Genomic DNA, 21,667 nt, shown 5'->3' with positions numbered 1-21,667 from the left:
ATTTAATTAAATAGTGATATCTCCCTAAAAAGAATTTCAACTAATCAATAAGTACATCCCCCTAAAAAAAGGCTTAAAATAAAAGATAATAATTTATGAAGTTAAGAATTTCTGTCAAACATGGAGGCTAACCAGAACATCGACCATTCAAATTAGGGTAAATAATTATAAATACACTCGAACATTTTTACCATTATTTTTACCCAAAACGACTTTTGAATGGAAATATTAATTTTATTAAGTGCCTATTTTTATGGTTACTTTTACAAGTAAAAAGTAATTATCAAGGTTTTTGACCATTTAAACCAAGATTAGTAAGAAAACCAATATGAAAATGGTTGTTTTCAGGTTAATTTCGTGGTAAAATCGCTTCCTTTCTTAGAGAAAAATTTCGGTTCCTTTTTGTGTTAATTCTACTTTTTAATGTACCATGGAGCTAAGGGCCACTCATTTACTTCAGCGGTTCTTTGATAATATGAGGTTTGATATGAATTAGTATCATTTTGATGCATTTTCCTTATATCTCCTGCATCCAACCAATCATCATGACCATTCATTAAGGGATCATACCAGTCTGCCTTTCTTCTAATCCAATTAAGCCGTATAGTTACCTCTTCAGTTAACTTTCCATCATTTATTGCCTTCTGCTCAATTTGGTCAGCATATATACGAACTAAAGTTGCCTCATGATATCGCTCAGCCTCACTCAGTGTTTGTTTGAAAGTTTTCAATTCCAATTGCTTACGTTCTTCAAACTCCTGTTGCTTTTTTCGTTCTTCCTTATACTTTCTGTGCCACTCTTCATTAGCAAGTCTTTCCTTTTCAAGACGTTTACTCAATATTTCCAGTTTAGCAATGATTTTAGCTAATTGGTTTTCAATAATCTCTTTGCCATCCTTACAGCTTGCAGTAGTTCCATAGTGTTCGAACATAAATGATAATATTCCTGTAGGTATATATTCCCGGCTTCTCCATCGATCTTGTGATTCAACAATAGTCTGATTTTCTTTTAATGTCATCTTCATCCTTTCCTTTCCATTCAGAAGAACATAACATTCGCCATTTTCAATATTGAACTCATGCCCCCTCTTTCTCATAGCCTTTACAAAAGTATCCATGATCAATAAAGATCTGTTCATATTCTTTAGGGTCACTTTAATGTAAGCATTTAGACTTACAACCTCTAACTTTTCCTCCTTCGTCCTTTTTAAAATTTCATTTAGAACCTTCTGTGCATTTTCTACGATTGGATCTGGATCTGAAAGCACATTAGGAATTCTTAAATTAGTATTTGGATCAATTTCAATCTCCTTTTGCAGTGCCATTTGAGGGGAAAGTCCATCCTCAATTTGATTTTCACCCTCAACTCTCAGTGTTAAAGAAATTTCCTTCTCTCCCTTATAAACGCTGGACAGCTTTTTCACCTCAACCGATTTACCTGCTTTTACTTTATTCCAGTAACCAACCATTGGTAATGGAATATCCATCCGAATACAAATTTTGCGTAATCCAACATCAGATATGTTGTATTTTTTCGAAAGAGTCAAAAGTGATTCAGACCATATTAAGTCATAAAGTTGTTCCCGGGTAAAAGTAATTCTGTTCATCTTAAAAGCTGTTTTCAGTAAATTTAACATCAATTAAAATAAAAATCATTGAAGCCGCTGAATATTCATTATAATTAGATAGAAGCCTCAATTACAATGTTTTGTATCAGTGAAGTCCAATTAAGCTATACTCCCAAATTCAAACGATCAGAACTGCCAATAATTTCTGAAGCCCGAGATGCTTATAATGTATTATTGGAGCATTGGGATATGAAAACCATCAATCTAATTGAGCATTTTTATGTACTCTTATTAAGTCGAAGTAACAAGCTCCTTGGAATATATGAAGTTTCAAAAGGAGGGTTTGCTGGAACAGTAGTTGATCCGAAAATCATCTTTATTGCAGCATTGAAAGGATGTGCCAGTACAATAATCTTGGCTCATAATCACCCAAGTGGGAATTTAAAGCCCAGTCAATCTGATATCAGTATTACAAAACGGCTGATTGAAGCTGGACGTATACTTGATCTCCCTGTGGTGGATCACCTTATAGTAACAGAAGATGGATATTTAAGCTTTGCGGAAGAAGGTTTGTTGTAAGAAATATTTTTATAGCTGAAGACTTCTAATTTAATTATTAATTATATCAATCAACTCTATTTCAAAAATAAGAGGAGTAAATGGAGGAATTCCCTGATTTCCCTGCTCACCATAAGCCAGGCTTGAAGGTAAGATCAAAGTGGCTTTAGCACCTTTTGGTAATAACATTAATCCTTCTTCAAATCCTGCGATAGAACCATTCATTCCAACCGGAAGTTTAAGTGGCTCATAAGGACGCTGTGGATTATATGTTCCATTCTTTTTAGCTACATCTGCCAGGCTACTGTCAAAAACTTTACCGCTTAAGAACATTCCTGTGTAATTTACTATTACAGTATCACCTGGATTAGCTCTTGGACCACTTCCCTGAGTGGTAATAACATAGTTCAAGCCTGATGCTGTTACTGTTGGTTTTAAAGTTTTTGCCGAAATATAAGCTTTTACCTTCTTTACTTCACCAGTCTTAGCTACTTCCATTTCAGCCTTCAGGAACTGATCGATCTTTCCGCGGAAAAGGCTTTCGGTCAATTTACCTTTTGGAAGTACTTTGTCAATTTTAATTGTGTAAATAAGATATTTACTTTGGGTATCTGAGGGTTGAGGACGGCCCATTTTTTGAACCATTGAATCGAGGTTAATTTTAAATGTTGCACTATCCCCTTCACTTAAAAGACCAAGAGCAGCAAAAAGATCTCCTTTGAAGACAGATTTTTCTTTTACCAATAATGAGGGACGGTCATAATCGTATGAACTGTACAATACTGAATCACCTTCAGTCCTTTCAATAGATTTAAACGATAAAAAATCACCTTCTTTAATCGTTTCGCCTAATTTGTCAGTATGAATTATATACAACATGTCACCTTCTCCCTTTTGAAATACAGGTGTAGTATCTTTCAAAATTTCAGTTGAGGTTTCCAAATTACTTTTTTTAGAAGTCCCATTTGATGAACATGCATTCAGGGTGAAAGAAAAGATTGAAATTGTAATTGTGACTTTAAAATATTTAATCATAAATTCTTATAAAAACATTAAGGCTGTTATATTATCGTTAATCAATGTATTTAAGGCTTCCTTACTATTTGTTACTGCCATCCGAGATGTTAGAATGCTATTTGACACCTTCACGTTTGAGCAATCAGTATAATCGATTATGGTATTTTCTTTAGCAGAATAAATCCCAAACCAAATTTCTCCATCAACTTCAAACTCCTTTATGATTTTATTTTTGTACTGACCAACATCCTTACTATTCTTCATAAAGTAGGGAATGGGAAAGTCACCCTCTACTGTCAGAATTTTGGTTTTACCGTTAATCATATGGAGCTTGATTTCACCAATAACCGAATATTCTTTAGTACTCCCATCTGAACTAACATTGTAAATCTGCATTCTGTAGAATTCATCTCCAATAGGTCTTTCGCAGTACTCATCAATTATATTGAATATCTGATACGACAATTCAACGGCACCTTTAGCAGCTTCTGTTGGATTCTTATCAAATATTTTGCTCTTTATCGTTTCTTTAGAATTAAAATTGAAGTTTACTTTTGATGTACAGCTACATAATGTAACAGTAAGAATAATTAATCCTTGATGCAGAAATTTTATTTTCATCTATGGTTATATTTTAATGTGTTACAATAAGTTATTTGCATTTAACTAATTAAAATACCAGAAGAAATATGGTTAAATGATATTGAGATTTTATAAGTCTAATAAAGTCAAAATGGTGATAATCCTAAACCAACCCGAAATCCTATAATTGCCCCTAAAAATCCAAAAACAGCTGAGAATATTATCTGGAAAATGCCATGCCAATATTGTTCTTCGTAATATTTATAACCCCTATTATTACTCCAACCATAGCAAACAATAAAGGAAAGAATGCAATTGATAAGACAGAAAACAAATAGCCGGTAATGATTAATCCAGAATTCGAATTGGTTTTATTTTCTTCTAACATAAAATACATTTCCTAAATATATAAAAATTTACATATACATGTGCAGGTGTTTTTAATTTTTTCTATCTCGTTATTGTCAACACAATGGCGAAGCGAGTTAATAAAACAGAAATTGAGCTATTCATAATAAATAGAGTGAAGGAGATGCGCATACAATCTGGTCTGTCACAATCTCAGTTGGCCATTAAAATGGATATTTCTATCGGATTCGTTGGTAATGTTGAAAGTCCAAATCACAGAGCTAAATACAATGTTAACCACTTGAATAAATTAGCAAAGGTATTTAATTGCAACTTCAGTGATTTCTTTCCTGAAAAGCCATTTAATTAAGTATCAATTAGCTTACTCTTTTGCACATTCAAAATATTATTGATTGTCCCCTACATTAATGTAGGCATCTTTTACTGATATCTTTCATACTTTACTGATAGGTTCTTCAGTATTTGGGTTTGATTTTTCAGTTTACTCAACAACTCCTTAATTACATCAGGGATCTTCGGCTTTGCTCCTTCAGAAGTCTGAATTTTAACAATATCTTCCGGACTCTGCTCCAACTCTGTTATCAACAGCGGAAGTATCAATTTAGTAGAACGGGAATTGTAAAGGAAAAGCTCCTTACATACCCTACTTAAGTCTCTGACATCACAGAGACGGCTTATTTCTTTCCCACTAGCACCATTAAACCACAAAATGGCTTCATCTATTTTACAGTACGCAGTTTCAAGGGCGTTTAATATTTGGTGCTGAATAGCATCTTTTTCTTTTAGTGTAATCATCTTTAGAATTTACCTTAAAATAATAAATTACTGGCAGAGGGTCAACTGCACTCATGTTAACGAATAATTTTACTTACTCTCATACTTGTATACCCTTCTGGGGTAATGATCAAGTGATCCCATATATTTATCTCCAGTAACCTGCCTGCTTCCTTTAGACGCCTTGTAATTCTCAAATCACTATCACTTGGTTCCCGATTCCCGCTTGGATGATTGTGAGCTAAAATGATAGATGTCGCACAGCACTTAATTGCTCCAAGGAAGATGAGCCTGGTATCCACCTGAGTATATGTCAATCCTCCGCTTGATATCTCATAAATGCCCAACACTTTACCGTTACTATTCAGGTACATCGCTTTAAACTGTTCCACAAGGTAGAGTTTACCAATATCCCATGATTTTCTAAACAGCAAATGTGCTTCATGGGCACTAAAAATCTCAGGAAGTTTTGAATGTTTTATTTTGGGAGTGTAAATAATCTTTATATCTGATACTTTTTTCATTAACTAATTGATTTTCAATCTAATATTAATAAAAAAATATTAGACAATCAACTTAAAAACAGGGAAGATTTAAAAAATCTTCCCTGTCGACGTCAAAGTCAATTAGGTTGATTCAGGCCGAGGAGGTAACGGTGTGAAGTCAAGAAAATGAAAGTTTTCCATTTTGCCCCAATCTTCTATTGGCTCAGCCTCCAAGTAGATATCTGGGTTCACAATTTCTTCATCTTCTTGATCAGTTGTTTCTTCCTCTAGAAGAAGTTGATTCAACGTTGCTGAATCAAATACCATTAAATCAGGCAAATTAGCACTTTGAGATACACTAACGATTGCACACACGTCTTTGGTTAAATACTTCAAATGAGTAGCATTTTTCTTAATATTGGTTAGTGCCTCGGATATAGTATTTAACTGAACACTTATAAAGGCTAAATCCTCTTTCTTTTGTGCACTTACTTCCCTCAATTTGCGTAAGATATCCTGACATTTCCTGAGCTTCCTTAGTAATATTCTCACTACCTCATCGGAAATCGGAAGCTTGTGCATATACAACTCGCTACAAAAACTGGATAGGACTTCAATTTCCGCGAAATCTGTAATATCTAGTCCAAATTCAAGCTTGAGGTAATGCTTCATTTTTTTCATCTTTTCCTCAAGCTTATTTAAAGCATCGAGCATATAGCTTTCCCGAAGCTCCTTCATACTTGTATAATCTCTTGTCATTTAAATTGGTTATTGAATATGCCTTTATATATAATTACTAAAAGCATAAAAGTTTCTATTTATTATTTGTGAATTAAATGAAAGTGCGGTGCGATAACAGGTTCGTATCATTATCGCACAGCGCCCTCCTTGGTTTACATAAAGCGGAGATTAATCTACCTCGGGCTTTTTTCAACAGTACTTTAACCTATATCGGGTCCCGCCCGAATTACGATTCCGCTCACTTGCGTCTCCATTTATTCCTCAGGTGCTGTGTAGATTCGTAATTGACTCAAGAAGTCATGTCCCGGTCCCAACAGCTGTGTCAATTCGTTAGTTAGTTTCCCTTTTAATAGATCAGATATCAACTTATCAGCTTGAGGCCTCCTTAAGGTTGATACGAATACATGATTCTCACAATCAAATTGCAATACGACGATTGCTCTTTTTGATCTCTGGCATACTGCAACACTTACTAATGGCCAATCTTTATATGGAGGTTTAAACTCTAGTTCCAGAGGCGTCGTCTCAGGACCGTAAACATTATACACTATAAATTTCTCTAATCTGCCTCCTTGCTTAGTTGTTCGCCAAACAGAACTAACTTTCTGCCTGGATAGAATATTAAAAACTTTGTCCCTTCCGATATGCTCAATTAGAAAAGGCACCAGACTGGTTGCTCTTACCCCATCTATCATGTATCCATTGTCGTCCCGTACAGTAATAAGGAATTTATAATATGCCTTAAACATGTCTGCATTGTTTCTTGTTGATTTTTTCATTTTTTATTAGTTTAGTCCGCGCCTATTTCGGAATGTAAAGGCAATAGTCTTCCAGTCTCATCTCTGAGATTTTTTTAAAAGACTGTAATCGTGATTGTTAATTAGTTGAGTGGTCCCATATTCCTAGCTTTTAGACCAAAAAAAACGACTAAAATGGATGAATGAGACATGGAAAACTTATAACTCCAGGCTACAATTTTCATGGTAGGTTGTAGTTTCTCTGGCCTTTTTTAACAATTGGAAATATTGGTCATTCCAACTATTGAAGCGTCTGGAACCTTCTTTCTGCATTATCCTATCGACTTCCATACTTAAATTCCCCTTTTCAAACTGGTCTAATAAGTTTTGAGAACTCTCATAAGTGAGATCCCTAGTGCTAAAAAATTCGAAAGTATTTTCTGAAAGACTATGATAAACGAGGACAGTTCCATTGTAATCAACTTTAGGTTCTATATCGGAAAGTATTCCGTAAACCCCTTTCATTGTAAATTCGCATATCGTTGAGTGATTCGAAAGCAGTAAAGTATAATCCATTGAATATGGGTGTTCTTTCTTATATGAAAATCCACAACTTTCCCTACCAAAGAATCGACCCATAAAACCGTCCCCTTCTGAATCCAAGCCGTTGGTATATAAATTTGGTCCAGAAGCAATTGGAGCAAGCTTTAAATAGTGATTGAACAATTTGAATTTCTCTATTCTTTCAGACTCCTTTTCATCAAGGACAGCGTGTTGAATCTTACAGATTACATCCTGATCCTGACCCAGAAATAATGCGATGGCTTCATTAAGTTGGTTGGTTCTAAAATCTTCGAACAGTACCGATGTATTATGATACGCACCTTCGATTACAAAGAAATGTAAAACCTTAAAATGGGCTTCTACAAATACAAGGATACTATCTACTATTGGAAGCTGGTCAACACCTTGTAATGACTTATAAATAAAACCAAATTGGTCTCTTTGATCAATTTGAATGAATTTATTCTGGTTTTTAAGTGTGATCCAATAAGAAGGATAACCCTCATCTACGGTAAATTCAATAGTTCCCATGCGTGATAAGATAGAATCTAACAATTCATGATCGCCATAATTGCAGAGTACAATTGGATAACATTTGTCTGTGTAAGAATCTTTTTCCACGCGAATTTTGGCATACTTCATTATGCTACTTTTTAAATTTTCGTCATTTTTCATTTTCTTTGTTTTTTGATCACCTATAAATGGTGAAGTAAGTACTAAAGTCTTCCTGCCCCATTCCTGAGATTGATTAAAGACTTATTATCATGTTAATTAATTAATTTCTCCCGCATTATTTTATTCGGAAGGTATGAAGAGCTAACAACAGGTAAAGAATGCAGGAGAAATGAGAAAACATAGTAATCATAAGCTTCCTACCCATTATTAATCATTCCAAAAATGATCCTGGATCACGTTTGGTACTTTTTAAAGTTATTTTTGCTCTACCTCCTCTTCTAAAATTTTATCTTCCATTTGTTCATTCATCATTAATTCAGCCATCAACCTCACCTTTCTCTCAAACTCCACCGCTAATTCAGTCTTAATGGTCATATCAGGAGTCTGAGTCAATTTCCTATACTTAGCAAGAATATTTGAAGACTGGTTCGGGTAAGTAAATACCTTACTCTTTTTGGCTTTGTTTAACATCCGTATTAGCCCTTCCATACCGCCAAGGGCGTTCAACCCCATTAACTTTAGTTGGTTATCAAATGCACCCCGTTCTTTAAAGGCCTCGGGAGCAAATTCAATCAGGTCACTCTTTTTCTCAATCGAAAGGAACACCTCTTCCCACTTTTTTATTAATTGAGAGTATCCATTGTAAATCTCCAATGGTGTTACAAAATCCACCTTGAGAAATCCGGTAAGGTCTGACGGCTTCTGAAATCTATACTCGAGTCTCAAAACATATTGACCCATAAACAATCTCGTCACTTCTTCAGGACTTATTATGTTCCTCAACTTTTCATAAATAGAGATGTATTTTTTCCCTCCTTTACTTATGTTCAGATAATTCAATCCAAATTTCTGCTGATGACGATTAAAACCTCTCAAGTATCCCAATACATCATAGTATTCAAGTTCAGGACGTAGAAACGTAATGTTGACTCCAAGATCTAATCGAACTACCTTAGCCAAAAGGATTGGAATTTGAAGTTTTTCACCTATATCTTGAATTGCTTCCATAAATTCTGAAGCTCTTAAGTTTACCTGATTGTTTTCCTTCCAATATTTTGTAATTGAACCTTCTATCATTATGCATCCACTGGATACACTCACTGTCATATTTTTTAATTTTCCTTTGTAAGTTGTTCCTCTTTTTATGTTGTGGATCTCAGTTATGTTTTCAAGTGTACTTTTGAGATGTGTGATAAGTTGATCTAGGTTAGAGATGTGTATTATGAAGAGTATTAGTTTTATTGTATCGATCATTTTATAAGGTTCTTTTATATTTTTTTAGGTTAAAAAGGATTTAGGTTAAGAGAAGGGAAGAGGCGAACCTCCTCCCCAGACACTAATCGTTCTCAATATCAAGCGCCTCAATTCGCTCAAACAGCCAATCTATTTCCTCACGGGTACCCCCCGTTCCATCCTGTACACTCGAAAGCAACTGATAAGATTGGTCACACATCCCCATGCAGACGAAGACTTCAAAAATATTTTCCTCAGTCATACGCCAAATAAAGCAGTCGTTTGATTCCAGAGCCCGACCAACACCCAGAGGCAGCAAGCCAGCAGAAGTACTCAATAATATCATACCATCGTTCTGATCATAATCTTTGAACTTAAAGGAATAACAGATGTAACCATTTACCTCAGGGCATGGACCAATTACGGATATTTTACACGCATCGGGGCTTTCAAAAATGAGGTTGAAAGAATCTTCGTTCAAATACCGGAATAAAGGTTTCAGTTTAATAATTCCAAACTCCTCCTTGATGAGTTGAAATTTATAATATGCGGATATTAAGCTGCGTCCCACCGTTTTCTTGGATTATTAATAGTATAATCAATAGCCATCTTTTCGATATCCGCATCGGGAATAACCGGATTACTTTGGAGATAAGCGTCAGCGGCCTCCTTAGAAATATAGATGAGTTTCCCATTAGGCCGGCTATACCGGATCCGTTTTCGTTGGGTAAGTTTATGAATTGCTGATTTACTTAGACCAGAATACGCTGAGAATTCAGCTACGGTAAAAGTTGTTTTATTGCTCAGTAAGAGCTGCTCGATCCGCTCCAGGATCATGTAGATTTTGTTCATCTGATTAATATTTAATTTGTAAAATGCCCTGATCAGAAGCGTTATACAAAACTATATTAACCAAAATGGGGAATGGTTTGTAAAGGTTAGTCTATTAGTTAATCCAGAAATAGCCCCAATTGAGAATACTTTTAATAATATTGCGTTAATGAAAACTATTAATAACTAATATTAACTGTTTAATGTCGAAAGAAGTTTCAGAATGGATTGGGTTCCACGGGGTTTCTGTCGGACCTTTTGATAAACAACCCTCAATTGTGTAATTTTAAATTCAGTTCCATCAGCTTTTAAAAAGTATCGTGGAATTAGCTGTAGTGAATCTTTTGATAAAACATTAAGACCCTTAACGTTTTCATGCCCCATAAACAGGATGACTATAGCAACCTCACTACCATACCAGAAAATTTTCTCAACTGAGTTCCGAGGGCCGAAGTAACTCTTGAACTCAAAAAAAGTTAAATTTATGAACTGGCTATCTTTTAGAGCAGAATAGATGATTTCAATAACATTATTTGTGTATTTTAATTTAATAAAATTTGATTCAAGATCCAAAAGGTTACTATCATAATGGTCCGTTTTCAGAAGCCTGTCATATTTTGGGTAACAACTTTCCAGTAACTCCTCAAATAAAAAAAAGTGGTGAATTAGAGTTAGAATTACAACTTTTTGTGCTTCAGCGACAGTAAGATTTGAATTTCGAAGCGCTACTTTTATATCCCTATCCAGATTATTCTGAATAAAATAATCTGGAATAATATCATTAAATACTTTTATCAGACTAAAAAAATGCACTTCGAATATATGCCTAAGCAAGTCAAAGTAACCTACATTCCGTTCTAAGATATTGGAATTTATCTCCTGCTTTAAGGTTAAATATGCTACACACCTCCGGTATAATTGTGAAATTAATATTGTTTCTGAAAAATTACAACGCCCGTCGGCTTCGATATCTGGTATTGGCCAGTACAAACCTTCTATATTTTCGCGCATTGAAAAGGACTTAACTTTCCTAATGCTATACATGAAAGCAAGATCTATTTCTTTAAGGCATTCGTCCATTGGTATACAAAATTACCATAGTATTCAGTAAGAAAAATTCGTGTCAAATTCAAAAATACATTTAAATGCCAATATCTGGCAAGAGTTCAATTACCTCATTCTTCCGACTATCAATTATCTTTCCATAAATCTGTGTTGTGGCAATATCCTTGTGACCCAAAAGTTTTGATACTGTGAATATATCAGCACCATGAGTCAATAATAACGTAGCGTATGTGTGTCGCCCTGAGTGAAATGTGATATGTTTCTTAATACCAGCCAGTAACACCCATTCCGCCAGAATAAAATTATGCCATGCGGAATACTTCAGTCCTTTAAAAACACGTTCGTCATTCTCTCCCCTTTTCCCTAGGATGCTATAAGCCTGTTCTGATATCGGATGCCATTGAAGTTGTTTAGTCTTTTGCTGACTGAATAGGATTTTCCACTTACTTTCCGCCTCCGAAAATGTAATCTCGCCCCATGTTAGCTTATTGATATCAGACCATCTCAGTCCGGTCAGACAACTAAATAGGAAAGCGTTCTTCATTATTGGAATCTTACATTCCTCTTTTGTTAGAAGTTTAATCTCTTCAAGTAGTAAATATTCTCTCCTGCTTTCTTCTACCTTAATACCCCGTACTTTCCTTCCCGGATTATCTGATATGATATTATCAATGTGAGCTTGCGTAAGAGCTGCCTTGATTTTGTTTAAGTATGACGATGCAGAAGCTTTTGACAGAGTCAGATGGCCTTTGGTGATGTTTCCAGTCAATAAGTAGTTTTTAAAGAGATTGAGAAACTTATCATCGCATTGTTCAAAAGTTAATTCCTTACCATTTACAAAATTGACCAGATGCTTGCATGTTGAATACCAGTTTCCGTAGTTTCCACCACTTCCCCGCTTTTCACGAGTCATCTTTTTAAAGTAGTCGATGAAGCTCCCCTGACTCTTAAAACCCGTGTAAATATTGAATTTGTCATCCTGCATTTCCTCCTCTCGCTTCAAACGGATGTTCTCCGCTATCTGTCTTGTTCGTTTGTTGTGATCCTTTTCAACAATAGTTTTCGGCTTCCCGAAAAGATAAAGCTGTAAGTTTTCAAACCTGCTTTTACCGTCTTTATAGATATCAAGTGATAATCTTACACGGTCATTTTTTAGTGTTGTCTCCCTGACTTTTACGCCCATAACGATTTGTTGTTTAGTTGATTACAAATTTAATTCTTACTAAAAATTATAATTACTTCTCAGGGGTCAAACCTTTGTCACAGTTTTTTTAAAAATTCCGGCAAAAGAAATCAAAAGGCAGTCAAAAGCAATTAGTTGGGAAAATTGTATGAAAACTCTGGAAAAACACTCAAAAACGAGGTTGGAAATACGCTGTTTTTTACCCCTTCTCCAAACTGTAAAAACAAGTTATAAAAAGTTATAAACTACAACCCTGAACATTTACCTTCTCAACATGAGATCATGTGTTAGATCAAAGGATATGCGTATTTAAACGAAGTATATTTAGTTACTGGAGAAAAGAATTTCCAAAATCATCTAACGGATAACCGGGTGTGGAGTGGAGTAAAAATTCGAGATTTTTTTAATACAATTTCATACTAAAAATAAATAGTCTGAAAATCGTAGGAAAAAGGTGGCTAACATAGGCTTTTATCAACTTCTAAGAGAAACGAAAACTGCGTTTATGCTATAAAGAACCGGGATTCTGCTTCTATGAGCAATGAGGTTATTTTCCAATACAAAACTTACTAAATATCGTCTCCAGCAAATCATCAGTAGTAACCTGCCCGGTGATCTCACCAAGATAATAAAGAGCCTGCTTGATATCAGAAGCCAGGAAATCTGAAGTAATGGGATTATCAATATTTACAAGTACCCGGTTCAGGGATTCTTCGGTCTTTTGCAAAGCCTCCAGGTGACGGATATTTGATATCAGCACATCATCCGTGTTGATATTGTGCAGATTTACTTTGCGTAGAATTTCTTGTTTTAGAAAGTCAATTCCTTGTTTTTCACGTGCAGAGATGAAAATAAGGTTTGGGGACTGAGTTCTGAGGTCCGAGGTCTGAGGTTTGAGGTCTGAGGTCCGATCGTCAGACTTCTGACTTCCGACTTCCGACTTCCGACTTCCGACTTCAGACTTCAAATTAACACCCTCCAGTTGTACTATAAAATCATCGTTAACCAGATCCTTCTTATTAACCACAGTCAGAAATGGAATACTAAGCTGCTCTAAATAATTAACCTGAGACTGTATTTCCTTCACATCCTGCTCAGGATCAACCAGATAGATGATCAATTTCGCTTGTTTGATCTTTTCATGGGTACGCTCCACTCCTTTTGCTTCGATGATATCCACAGTTTCACGGATGCCTGCAGTATCAATAAACCGAAAACGGAGTCCGCCGATAATCATTTCGTCCTCAACCGTATCACGCGTAGTGCCGGCAATCTCTGAAACAATGGCACGTTCTTCATTCAGAAGGGCATTCAGCAGGGTTGATTTACCCACATTAGGTTTACCTGCAATCACTACAGGCACCCCGTTCTTCATCACATTACCCTGCTCAAATGATTGGATCAGGCGGTGTAATATTCGCTGGATCTGATAGATCAGTCCTTTGAGATCTTCGCGATTTGCAAATTCTACATCCTCCTCACCAAAATCAAGTTCCAGCTCGATCATGGCTGCAAAATGGATGAGCTGATCACGCAAATGATGCAGTTCTCCTGAAAATCCACCCCGCATCTGCTGCATGGCAACCTGGTGCGACGCCTGCGAATTGGAAGCGATCAGATCGGCAACAGCCTCTGCCTGTGAAAGGTCCAGTTGTCCGTTTAAAAAAGCCCTCAGGGTAAATTCACCGGGATTGGCAGGTCTGGCACCTTTACGAATAAGCAGCTTGATGATACTTTCAATAATAAATGCGGAACCATGGGTAGAGATCTCCACCACGTTTTCGCGGGTATAGGATTTAGGGCCGATAAACAAGGAAACCAAGACCTCATCGATGATAAGATTCCCATCGCGAATCGTACCGAAATGAATGGTATGGGTATGCTGAATACTAAGGTCCTTCCCTCCAAAAACTTCATTCACCAAAGCGATCGCATCGGGACCCGAGAGCCTGATCACTCCAATTGCGCCTATTCCAGAAGGCGTTGCCAGCGCAATGATCGTATCGGAATTGTATACAGGTGAATCAGACATAGAGAATTGGTTTTAGTGCAAATATCGTGATTCTCAGGTCAGGATAAAAGAGAATTTACTATCTTGCTTTACAGAAGTAAAAACAGCTATTCTGTCTCAATTAACATAAACAGCAAATTATGAAAAGAAGTGCAACAGCCGTATGGCAAGGATCAGGAAAAACAGGAAAAGGTGATCTGAGCACCCAAAGTGGAATACTCAGTAAAACGCAATACTCTTACTTGTCACGCTTCGAAGAAGGTACAGGTACCAATCCCGAAGAACTCATTGCCGCAGCCCATGCAGGTTGCTTTACCATGAAGCTATCCTTCCTTGTGGATGCTGCCGGATTTACCGCAGAGGAACTTACCAGTAAATGCGATATCACGCTTGATAATGGAGTGATTACCAACTCACACATAACCTTAGTGGCAAAGATCCCAGGTATAGGTCAGGAAGCTTTTGATGCAGCCGTTGCTGAAGCTGAAAAAAACTGCCCTGTGTCGAAAGCATTGAATTTAACGATCAGTGTGGAGGCGAAATTGAATAATTAGGGATGAGGACTGAGGACTGAGGACTGAGGTATGAGGTATGAAGTCTGAAAACTGACAACAGACAACTGATAACTGATAACTGATAACAGATAACAGAAAACCCTTAACCACCTAACTACTAACCACCTAATCATAAAAAAATAATGAAAAAACACTTACTTTCCCTATCTGCCTTTTTAATAGTTCTTGGTACGGCTTCAGCACAAAACCAGCAGCAGCTCGAAAAAACATTTGATAGCCATCTGAGCAGTGAAAATATTGGCAAAACTATCAAAGAGCTTACATTAAGGCCTCATTATTTAGGTTCTCCGGGAAGTAAGGAAGTTGCAGAAAATCTTCTGGCCAAATTCAAAAGCTATGGCTGGGATGCAGAGATCGCTACCTATCAGGTACTTTTCCCAAGTCCGAAAGTTCGGATCCTTGAAATGACAGCGCCCACCAAATATAAGGCCGTACTGAAAGAGCCTGCTTACAAAGAAGATGCCACCTCGGGTCACCCTGATCAGCTTCCATCGTATAATGCATGGAGTGCAGATGGTGATGTGAGTGCGGAACTCGTTTTCGTGAATTTTGGCTTGCCAGAGGATTATTTAACGCTGGAAAAATTAGGGATCGATGTTAAAGGTAAGATCGTTATCGCTCGTTACGGCAGATCATGGAGGGGAATTAAACCAAAAGTAGCGCAGGAACATGGAGCAATCGGGTGTATCATTTACTCTGATCCTAAAGAAGACGGATACTATCAGGGTGATGTTTATCCCAAGGGAAGTTTCAAAAACGAATTTGGTGTTCAGCGGGGATCGATCATGGATATGGTCATCTATCCCGGCGATCCATTGACTCCATTCATCGGAGCGACGCCAAACGCTAAACGATTAGCCCGTGAGGACGCTGAAAATTTATTAAAGATCCCTGTTTTACCTATCAGCTATCATGATGCACAGCCGCTGCTTGAATCCTTAGGCGGACCGGTAGCACCTGAAGACTGGCGCGGAGCATTGCCTTTCACCTATCATATCGGTCCGGGTAAAACATCTGTCCGTTTAAAACTGGAATTCGACTGGAAAATAGTGCCTGCCTATAATGTGATCGCGAAGATCAAAGGTACAGACTACCCTGATCAGTGGATAGTCAGGGGTAATCATCATGATGCCTGGAACCCCGGCGCTAATGATCCGATCAGTGGTATCGCGTCTATGATGGAGGAGGCAAAATCAATTGGTGAGCTGGTCAAGAATGGCTATAAACCAAAACGGACACTGGTTTATTGTGCATGGGATGCAGAAGAACCGGGATTAATAGGATCTACCGAATGGGTGGAGGATCATGTGGCCGAATTAAAGCAAAAAGCAGTAGTTTATATCAATTCTGACGGAAACGGACGCGGTTTTCTATCTGCCGGGGGCTCCCACGGACTGGAATCTATGGTCGACGGAATCGCAAAAGATGTGATCGACCCACAAACCAATGTCAGTATTTACGACCGACTTAAAGCAAGAGAAATAGTTTCAGCAGGTTCTGATAAAGCGAGAAAAGATAATATGGCCAAAAAATCTATGAGCATCAGTGCATTAGGCTCTGGTTCTGATTATTCTGCCTTCCTGCAGCATGCAGGCGTGCCATCACTAAACATAGGATTTGGCGGAGAGAATGCCGGTGGCGAATATCATACTGCCTATGATTCTTATGATTATTACAGCAGATTTGGTGATCCCGGATTCAATTATGGTCGTGCACTTTCTCAAACAATTGGCCGTGCAGTGCTGCGAATGGCCAATGCCGACACTCTCCCTTTCGAATTTAAAAATCTCCATAAAACCATATCTTCCTATGTGACGGAAATGATCAGTATGACTGATCAGATGAGAGAATCAACTGCGGTGTATAACCAGGTAATATCAGGGAATAATCATCAGCTTGCTGCTGATCCGGCAAAGCCAGAAAAGCTGCCAATACCCAAAGCTGAAGTACCTTACATTGATTTCTCAGTGCTTCAAAATTCATTGGTTAAACTGGAGTCTTCAGCATTAGCCTTATCAGAAAGGATAGCCAAAGGAAACATACCGGGCACATCTTTGAAGGCGCTGAATGAAGCTCTTTACCAGGCAGAACAAAGCCTTCTGACCAAAGACGGTCTGCCACGCCGTCCCTGGTATAAACACACCATTTATGCTCCCGGATTTTATACCGGATATGGTGTAAAAACGATGCCTGGAGTGCGTGAGGCGATCGAACAACGCGATTGGAAAGAAGCTCAGGATCAGATAAGAATTTCCGCTGATGCAATCAACAGACTGGCTGAACATTTGAATAATACAACAAAACTGGCTCAGTAGGACCCGATAACTATCGGGTTACGAATTTTCCGTGCATCATGCGCGGAAAATTCGTCAGTCACATACCAACTAAGCGACCCGATAGCTATCGGGTAACGAAATCTACTTTATAAACACAGAGGTGATTTCGTAAGTCGAAAGTTTTAGGGAATTTTTAAATTTGGATAAAATACTCCATCATCAAACCATGTCCAAAAAAGCCAATGCCGATTCAATACTAATCAGAAATAGCACACCAGAAGACCTGGATGAAGTTTTTTCACTACTACAGCAATTATGGCCTAATCGTCAACTTAATAAAGAATTATTTGGGAAGGCTTTTCTGAACTCATTCGATATTGAAGGCCATATCATCCGCCTGGCTTGTTCTGGAAATGAAGTGATCGGTTTATGTGCGCTAAGCCTTCGTAATAATCTTTATGCACAGGGTACACTGGCCAATATTGATGAACTGGTGATCGATGAAAAATATCGTGGAAAAGGTATTGGTAAATTGATGCTGGACGATGTTACATCAATTGCCAGAGATAAGAATTGTCCATTTCTTGAGCTGGAATCAGCCTTCCACAGGGAAGATGCACATCGTTTCTATGAGAAAGAAGGATTTGAAAAAACCGGGTATTTTCTGTCAAAGAAATTAAAACAGCAGTAAATAAGCAGCTTAATTAAAATCGCTTTCCAACACCTATTCCAAAAGAAAAAGTATCATAGGCATGTCTTCTGCTATCATAAAAGATTGTAGGAGAAATATCCCAATGTGAACTTTTTAACTCAAATTCATATTCAATTCCGCCCCTCACAACAAACAAATTCTCTGCTTTTTCAAATTCCACCCCCGGTCCCAAAAGCAATACCAATCCTTTATAAGGTTTCCACAATGCATCCATAGTTAATAACAAAGGTTTTTCTCTTTCCAGTGTGGTATGGCCTTCCTTTTCAACCTCAAAACTGATCAATTCAAGGTCATTATGCGATCCCAGGCCAAACTTCTCATTAAACCAATATTCAAGATCAAAGCCTAATGAAGGAACAATAAGGTATTTCTTTCCCTCTGCTGATTCTGTATTGATATAGGTATGATACATGGCTGCACTAGCCCTGAAATGCTTAAAAGAATGCTCCGATCCTGCAGTTTGAGTAGCATGTTCCTGAGCAAAGAGATTTGAATTGAAACAAAAGAAGCAGGTAAATAATATAAAAAGGGATTTTATAGTTTTCATTTTTATAGGATTTTTGAGATGTGGCAAATTTATAATTTTTGGCAAAAGCAAACAGGGTAGATTTATTTTTTTTCCTGCTTCCCGGAATAATTTCCATCAACTTACATTTTTAGAAATTCAAGAAGTTTATAAACCAGTACTGCCGGCCAAACCAAGGCTTTCAGGAAGCCTAAAACACCCATTCCAAAGCTTGTAGCATGTTGAATAAAATAAATCAGTGCACCTATAAATCCAATTCCATAAATAGCCGATTCGCTGCTCGCATTCTTTTTAAAACCGCTTCCCATGATCAAAAAAATTAGTGGTTTTTTAATAGATAATCTAAAGGGATAAAATTACAGATTAATGGAGCGCATGAACTGACACTCATCAGTATTAATAATGACTTATATCATTGATTTTCAATGAAAAAACATTTTTTTTAAGAATTCAAAAGAAAAAAATCTGTACAATTTCCGGCAGCCAAACGCTAAACTAAACAAGTTTAGAATAGCTGATTCCTTCAAATTATTGAAAATTAACTCAATCGATATTTTATATCGATTGAGTTAAGGCACTATTTATTGACAATCTCCATGATCTTTCCCCGCCTGTCTGCCGCATCAAATGCCGCGAATCTTAATTTTCCTTTTTCTGAAACCGGACCGGTATAAATTGTGCTTCCGGCTACTGGATCCGATCCATCAACCGTGTACCTTATGTCTAAACCGGGAAGCTGAATATTAGCATGAACTTTACCATTATCAGCCTTTAAACCTATATCAGGAATGCGATAAGTATATCCGCCATGATAATAATTCAAACGGGGTAATTCACGTTTTCCAACAATATTTACAAAAGTTGTCCACGCATTTGTGTAATACAGACCATTCAGTGCAGAAACTTCTCCCATGGCCCATTCAGGCTCTTTTGCCCAGGCACGCTCAGCTAAACCCAATAATTTTGGAAGCATCATATATTCAAGACGCTCGGAAGTCACATTGTTTTCAGACCATAATAAACCCTGTAATCCGACGATATTGGATTTACCATAATCTGTCAGTCTGATCATCTTAGTCTGATCCAGATTTTTGATCGGCCTTCCTTGCCCATCTTCCTTTATATTTTTCAGAAAATCAAAAGGCAGAAAATAAAATGGTTTATCAATATCTACAAATCCTCCCCACTTTAAACCAGGCTCAAAATAAGAACTATTATAGGCCAGATCGAAATATTGGTTGGATACCGGAGATAAAACCACTTTATAACCGCCATTCGCTAATTTGTAGGCCAGATCTTCAGCACCCCAGCCGATCACATTATTCCAAACATGCAATTGAAAATGCTGGTTTCCAAAATCAGGATTGGCAATATAAGTTGGCTTGCCGTCCAGCATGGTCTTCCGCATCCCTGCTTCTTCCCATCCAGAAATAAATAGTCCTCGTTTTTTTGCCATTTCATTCAAACGGCCGAAGTAATAATACCAGAGATCATCCGTATTCTTTATTGCCGGGTTAGATCTTTTTAGTTTCTCATAGGCAGGCGACTTTTCCCAAACTCCTGCGGGGACTTCATCACCGCCATAATGAATGGTTTTTAAGGGCGCTCCTGCCTCCTTATACATCAGGATCAGATCATCAGTCACCTTTTCCACAAAATTATAAACAGAAGGCAGAGCTACATCCATCACATTATCTTCCCAGCCTTGAACCGAACGATACTTGGATTTATCCTGAGGATCGATCAAACGATATCTGGAAGCCTCCGCAGCTTTACCGGCCTTCATTAACTTGGCATAACGGTTTTCCATTGCTTTGATCGCTGCACGGGCATGCCCCGGAGATTCGATCTCAGGTATAACCTGTATATGTCGTGCTGTGGCATATTTCAGAACCTCAATAAATTCCTTTCTGCTCAAAAAACCACTTCCCGGCAATTGATTTGGAACGCCTCCGGAGGCAAATGAGGGCTGAATATTATTTTTGTTATCCTGAGTATGTCCTCTCACACTTCCAACCTGAGTTAACTCCGGAAGTGATTGGATTTCAACCCGCCAGCCTTCATCTTCAGAAAAATGAAAATGAAAGACGTTCAGCTTATACAAGCTCATCAGATCCAGAATCTTTAATATCTGTTCTTTCGTCTGAAAATTTCTGGCAACATCCAGCATAAAACTGCGGTAGCCAAATCGTGGCTGATCTTTAACCTCTACCGATTGAACTGTGACAGATGCCTGCTTAGTTTTCCAGCTTAAGGGGGGAATAAGACTCTTCAGCGATTGAATTGCATAGAATGCACCGGTAGGGCTCGAGGCAGATATTTGAACTCCTTTATCAGTAACCTGAAGTTCATATTCTTCCAAAGCCAGTTTAGAATCTCTTTTTAAAACAATTCCGCCTTGTTTACTGATCGCAGGCTTAGCTGTAAGTACTTTTGCAAGTTCATCTGCCAGATAATTTGCCTCTTTCGTAAACAATGGATCTGCAGAAATGGCTGTACTCTGAGTAATTCTAAACTCTCCATTAGTTACCTTCATTTCTGAAGGACTGGGGAATATCAGTGGTAATTTCGAAGCAGGAATATCCTGAATGTCCCTGTTTTTTGAATAGACAAAGGCTGGATCCATCCAAGTTTTTGATGCAGGAAGGGAGTTTATAAATTCAGGTGAAGGCTCCGGATAGATGCACTTAACAGGTACAGCCTTATTCGGTGCATCGTCAAATACGATATAAAACCCCTGTGGTGATTGGGTAACATTATCTGTACTCCCGGTTTTGATCATCTGGAAATTGATCTTAGCTCCTGCTGAGATCCCGTCAGAAGCTGCATTTGGCTCTATTTTATACAGATCACCATTAATGAATGACATGGTCAGGCCTCTGCTATCAGGCTTCGGAATATCTGCGCCATAGTTGAAATATAAACTCCATCCATGAGGCGGAAGGTCATGTTCAGATGCATTGATTATCGTCAATACCGATAATGATTGATTCTTGCCTTCAAAATTATTCTGAACAGGCTGCCATTGAACACTGATCTTGTAGTCCTTAACCTGAGAAAAACCTGTAAGAATACTAAATATAACAGCTATTACTGACAGAATTAGCTGTTTTTTAAGGGGCTTTAAACGCATGATATTATTTATTTATTCTAACCGAAATTACAAATTTATACTCACAGGTAAA

General features: G+C 37.5%; 22 protein-coding genes. 5 read left to right on the top strand and 17 right to left on the bottom strand.

Annotation, left to right across the window (positions count from 1 at the left end; all coding sequences use genetic code 11):
- Window positions 1-413 precede the first annotated feature (413 nt).
- Window positions 414-1,607, bottom strand: a complete 1,194-nt coding sequence (locus BLR27_RS01440; protein ID WP_143007680.1) for a hypothetical protein — start codon at window positions 1,605-1,607, stop codon at window positions 414-416.
- Between the two features lie 96 nt (window positions 1,608-1,703).
- On the opposite strand from BLR27_RS01440, the gene BLR27_RS01435 reads away from it, so the two are divergent.
- Window positions 1,704-2,147 carry a JAB domain-containing protein gene (locus tag BLR27_RS01435; protein WP_090698239.1) on the top strand — a complete coding sequence of 148 codons (444 nt, stop codon included), beginning with the start codon at window positions 1,704-1,706 and terminating at the stop codon, window positions 2,145-2,147.
- A 30-nt stretch (window positions 2,148-2,177) separates the two neighbouring features.
- On the opposite strand, the gene BLR27_RS01430 is transcribed toward BLR27_RS01435, so the two are convergent.
- Together BLR27_RS01430 and BLR27_RS01425 are read right to left on the bottom strand one after the other, a co-directional pair.
- A complete protein-coding gene (locus BLR27_RS01430; RefSeq protein ID WP_176767575.1) occupies window positions 2,178-3,068 on the bottom strand; it encodes an FKBP-type peptidyl-prolyl cis-trans isomerase in 891 nt (296 codons plus the stop codon).
- Window positions 3,069-3,167: 99 nt separating this feature from the next.
- The gene (locus BLR27_RS01425) at window positions 3,168-3,764 is read right to left on the bottom strand and encodes a hypothetical protein (RefSeq protein ID WP_090698233.1); all 597 of its coding nucleotides are present in this window, start codon (window positions 3,762-3,764) and stop codon (window positions 3,168-3,170) included.
- Between the two features lie 433 nt (window positions 3,765-4,197).
- Between BLR27_RS01425 and BLR27_RS01420 the strand changes: the two genes are divergently transcribed.
- Window positions 4,198-4,443: a helix-turn-helix domain-containing protein gene (locus BLR27_RS01420; protein WP_090698229.1), complete on the top strand. Its 246-nt coding sequence runs from the start codon at window positions 4,198-4,200 to the stop codon at window positions 4,441-4,443.
- A 71-nt stretch (window positions 4,444-4,514) separates the two neighbouring features.
- Here the strand turns inward: BLR27_RS01420 and BLR27_RS01415 are convergent, their stop codons facing one another.
- From BLR27_RS01415 to mnmE, 11 genes are all read right to left on the bottom strand, one after another.
- Entirely contained in the window at window positions 4,515-4,889 is a 375-nt protein-coding gene (locus BLR27_RS01415; RefSeq protein WP_090698224.1) for a hypothetical protein, read from the bottom strand.
- Window positions 4,890-4,945: 56 nt separating this feature from the next.
- Window positions 4,946-5,392, bottom strand: a complete 447-nt coding sequence (locus tag BLR27_RS01410) for a JAB domain-containing protein (protein ID WP_090698221.1) — start codon at window positions 5,390-5,392, stop codon at window positions 4,946-4,948.
- 102 nt (window positions 5,393-5,494) lie between these two features.
- The gene (locus tag BLR27_RS01405) at window positions 5,495-6,112 is read right to left on the bottom strand and encodes a hypothetical protein (RefSeq protein WP_143007679.1); all 618 of its coding nucleotides are present in this window, start codon (window positions 6,110-6,112) and stop codon (window positions 5,495-5,497) included.
- Between the two features lie 236 nt (window positions 6,113-6,348).
- Window positions 6,349-6,873 carry a hypothetical protein gene (locus BLR27_RS01400; protein WP_090698214.1) on the bottom strand — a complete coding sequence of 175 codons (525 nt, stop codon included), beginning with the start codon at window positions 6,871-6,873 and terminating at the stop codon, window positions 6,349-6,351.
- A gap of 177 nt (window positions 6,874-7,050) precedes the next feature.
- Complete coding sequence (locus tag BLR27_RS01395; protein ID WP_090698208.1) at window positions 7,051-8,070, bottom strand: hypothetical protein; 1,020 nt, start codon at window positions 8,068-8,070, stop codon at window positions 7,051-7,053.
- Between the two features lie 255 nt (window positions 8,071-8,325).
- Entirely contained in the window at window positions 8,326-9,324 is a 999-nt protein-coding gene (locus tag BLR27_RS01390; protein WP_090698204.1) for a hypothetical protein, read from the bottom strand.
- Between the two features lie 82 nt (window positions 9,325-9,406).
- Entirely contained in the window at window positions 9,407-9,874 is a 468-nt protein-coding gene (locus BLR27_RS01385; protein ID WP_090698201.1) for a hypothetical protein, read from the bottom strand.
- On the bottom strand, window positions 9,859-10,155 hold the full coding sequence (locus tag BLR27_RS01380; RefSeq protein WP_090698199.1) for a helix-turn-helix domain-containing protein: 297 nt from the start codon (window positions 10,153-10,155) through the stop codon (window positions 9,859-9,861). Before BLR27_RS01380 ends, BLR27_RS01385 begins: the two co-directional genes overlap by 16 nt.
- A gap of 171 nt (window positions 10,156-10,326) precedes the next feature.
- On the bottom strand, window positions 10,327-11,145 hold the full coding sequence (locus tag BLR27_RS01375) for a hypothetical protein (protein WP_143007678.1): 819 nt from the start codon (window positions 11,143-11,145) through the stop codon (window positions 10,327-10,329).
- A gap of 130 nt (window positions 11,146-11,275) precedes the next feature.
- Window positions 11,276-12,382: a tyrosine-type recombinase/integrase gene (locus BLR27_RS01370; RefSeq protein WP_090698191.1), complete on the bottom strand. Its 1,107-nt coding sequence runs from the start codon at window positions 12,380-12,382 to the stop codon at window positions 11,276-11,278.
- A gap of 547 nt (window positions 12,383-12,929) precedes the next feature.
- Window positions 12,930-14,414 (bottom strand): tRNA uridine-5-carboxymethylaminomethyl(34) synthesis GTPase MnmE, encoded by a 1,485-nt coding sequence (gene mnmE, locus BLR27_RS01365; protein WP_090698187.1) that lies wholly within the window; start codon window positions 14,412-14,414, stop codon window positions 12,930-12,932.
- Window positions 14,415-14,533: 119 nt separating this feature from the next.
- On the opposite strand from mnmE, the gene BLR27_RS01360 reads away from it, so the two are divergent.
- From BLR27_RS01360 to BLR27_RS01350, 3 genes are all read left to right on the top strand, one after another.
- Window positions 14,534-14,947, top strand: a complete 414-nt coding sequence (locus tag BLR27_RS01360; RefSeq protein ID WP_090698184.1) for an OsmC family protein — start codon at window positions 14,534-14,536, stop codon at window positions 14,945-14,947.
- Between the two features lie 143 nt (window positions 14,948-15,090).
- On the top strand, window positions 15,091-17,283 hold the full coding sequence (locus tag BLR27_RS01355) for a M28 family metallopeptidase (RefSeq protein ID WP_090698181.1): 2,193 nt from the start codon (window positions 15,091-15,093) through the stop codon (window positions 17,281-17,283).
- A 160-nt stretch (window positions 17,284-17,443) separates the two neighbouring features.
- Window positions 17,444-17,935: a GNAT family N-acetyltransferase gene (locus BLR27_RS01350; protein ID WP_143007677.1), complete on the top strand. Its 492-nt coding sequence runs from the start codon at window positions 17,444-17,446 to the stop codon at window positions 17,933-17,935.
- Between the two features lie 13 nt (window positions 17,936-17,948).
- Here the strand turns inward: BLR27_RS01350 and BLR27_RS01345 are convergent, their stop codons facing one another.
- The 3 genes from BLR27_RS01345 to BLR27_RS01330 form a co-directional block, all read right to left on the bottom strand.
- Window positions 17,949-18,503: a hypothetical protein gene (locus BLR27_RS01345; protein WP_143007676.1), complete on the bottom strand. Its 555-nt coding sequence runs from the start codon at window positions 18,501-18,503 to the stop codon at window positions 17,949-17,951.
- A 101-nt stretch (window positions 18,504-18,604) separates the two neighbouring features.
- Window positions 18,605-18,790, bottom strand: a complete 186-nt coding sequence (locus BLR27_RS01335) for a hypothetical protein (protein ID WP_090698166.1) — start codon at window positions 18,788-18,790, stop codon at window positions 18,605-18,607.
- Between the two features lie 269 nt (window positions 18,791-19,059).
- Window positions 19,060-21,615 (bottom strand): family 20 glycosylhydrolase, encoded by a 2,556-nt coding sequence (locus tag BLR27_RS01330; protein WP_090698163.1) that lies wholly within the window; start codon window positions 21,613-21,615, stop codon window positions 19,060-19,062.
- Between the last annotated feature and the right edge of the window lie 52 nt (window positions 21,616-21,667).

The organism is Daejeonella rubra (genome assembly GCF_900103545.1).
Classification (GTDB): domain Bacteria; phylum Bacteroidota; class Bacteroidia; order Sphingobacteriales; family Sphingobacteriaceae; genus Daejeonella; species Daejeonella rubra.
Note: the sequence above shows the minus strand (reverse complement) of the source record. Positions and strands in the feature narration are given on the sequence as shown.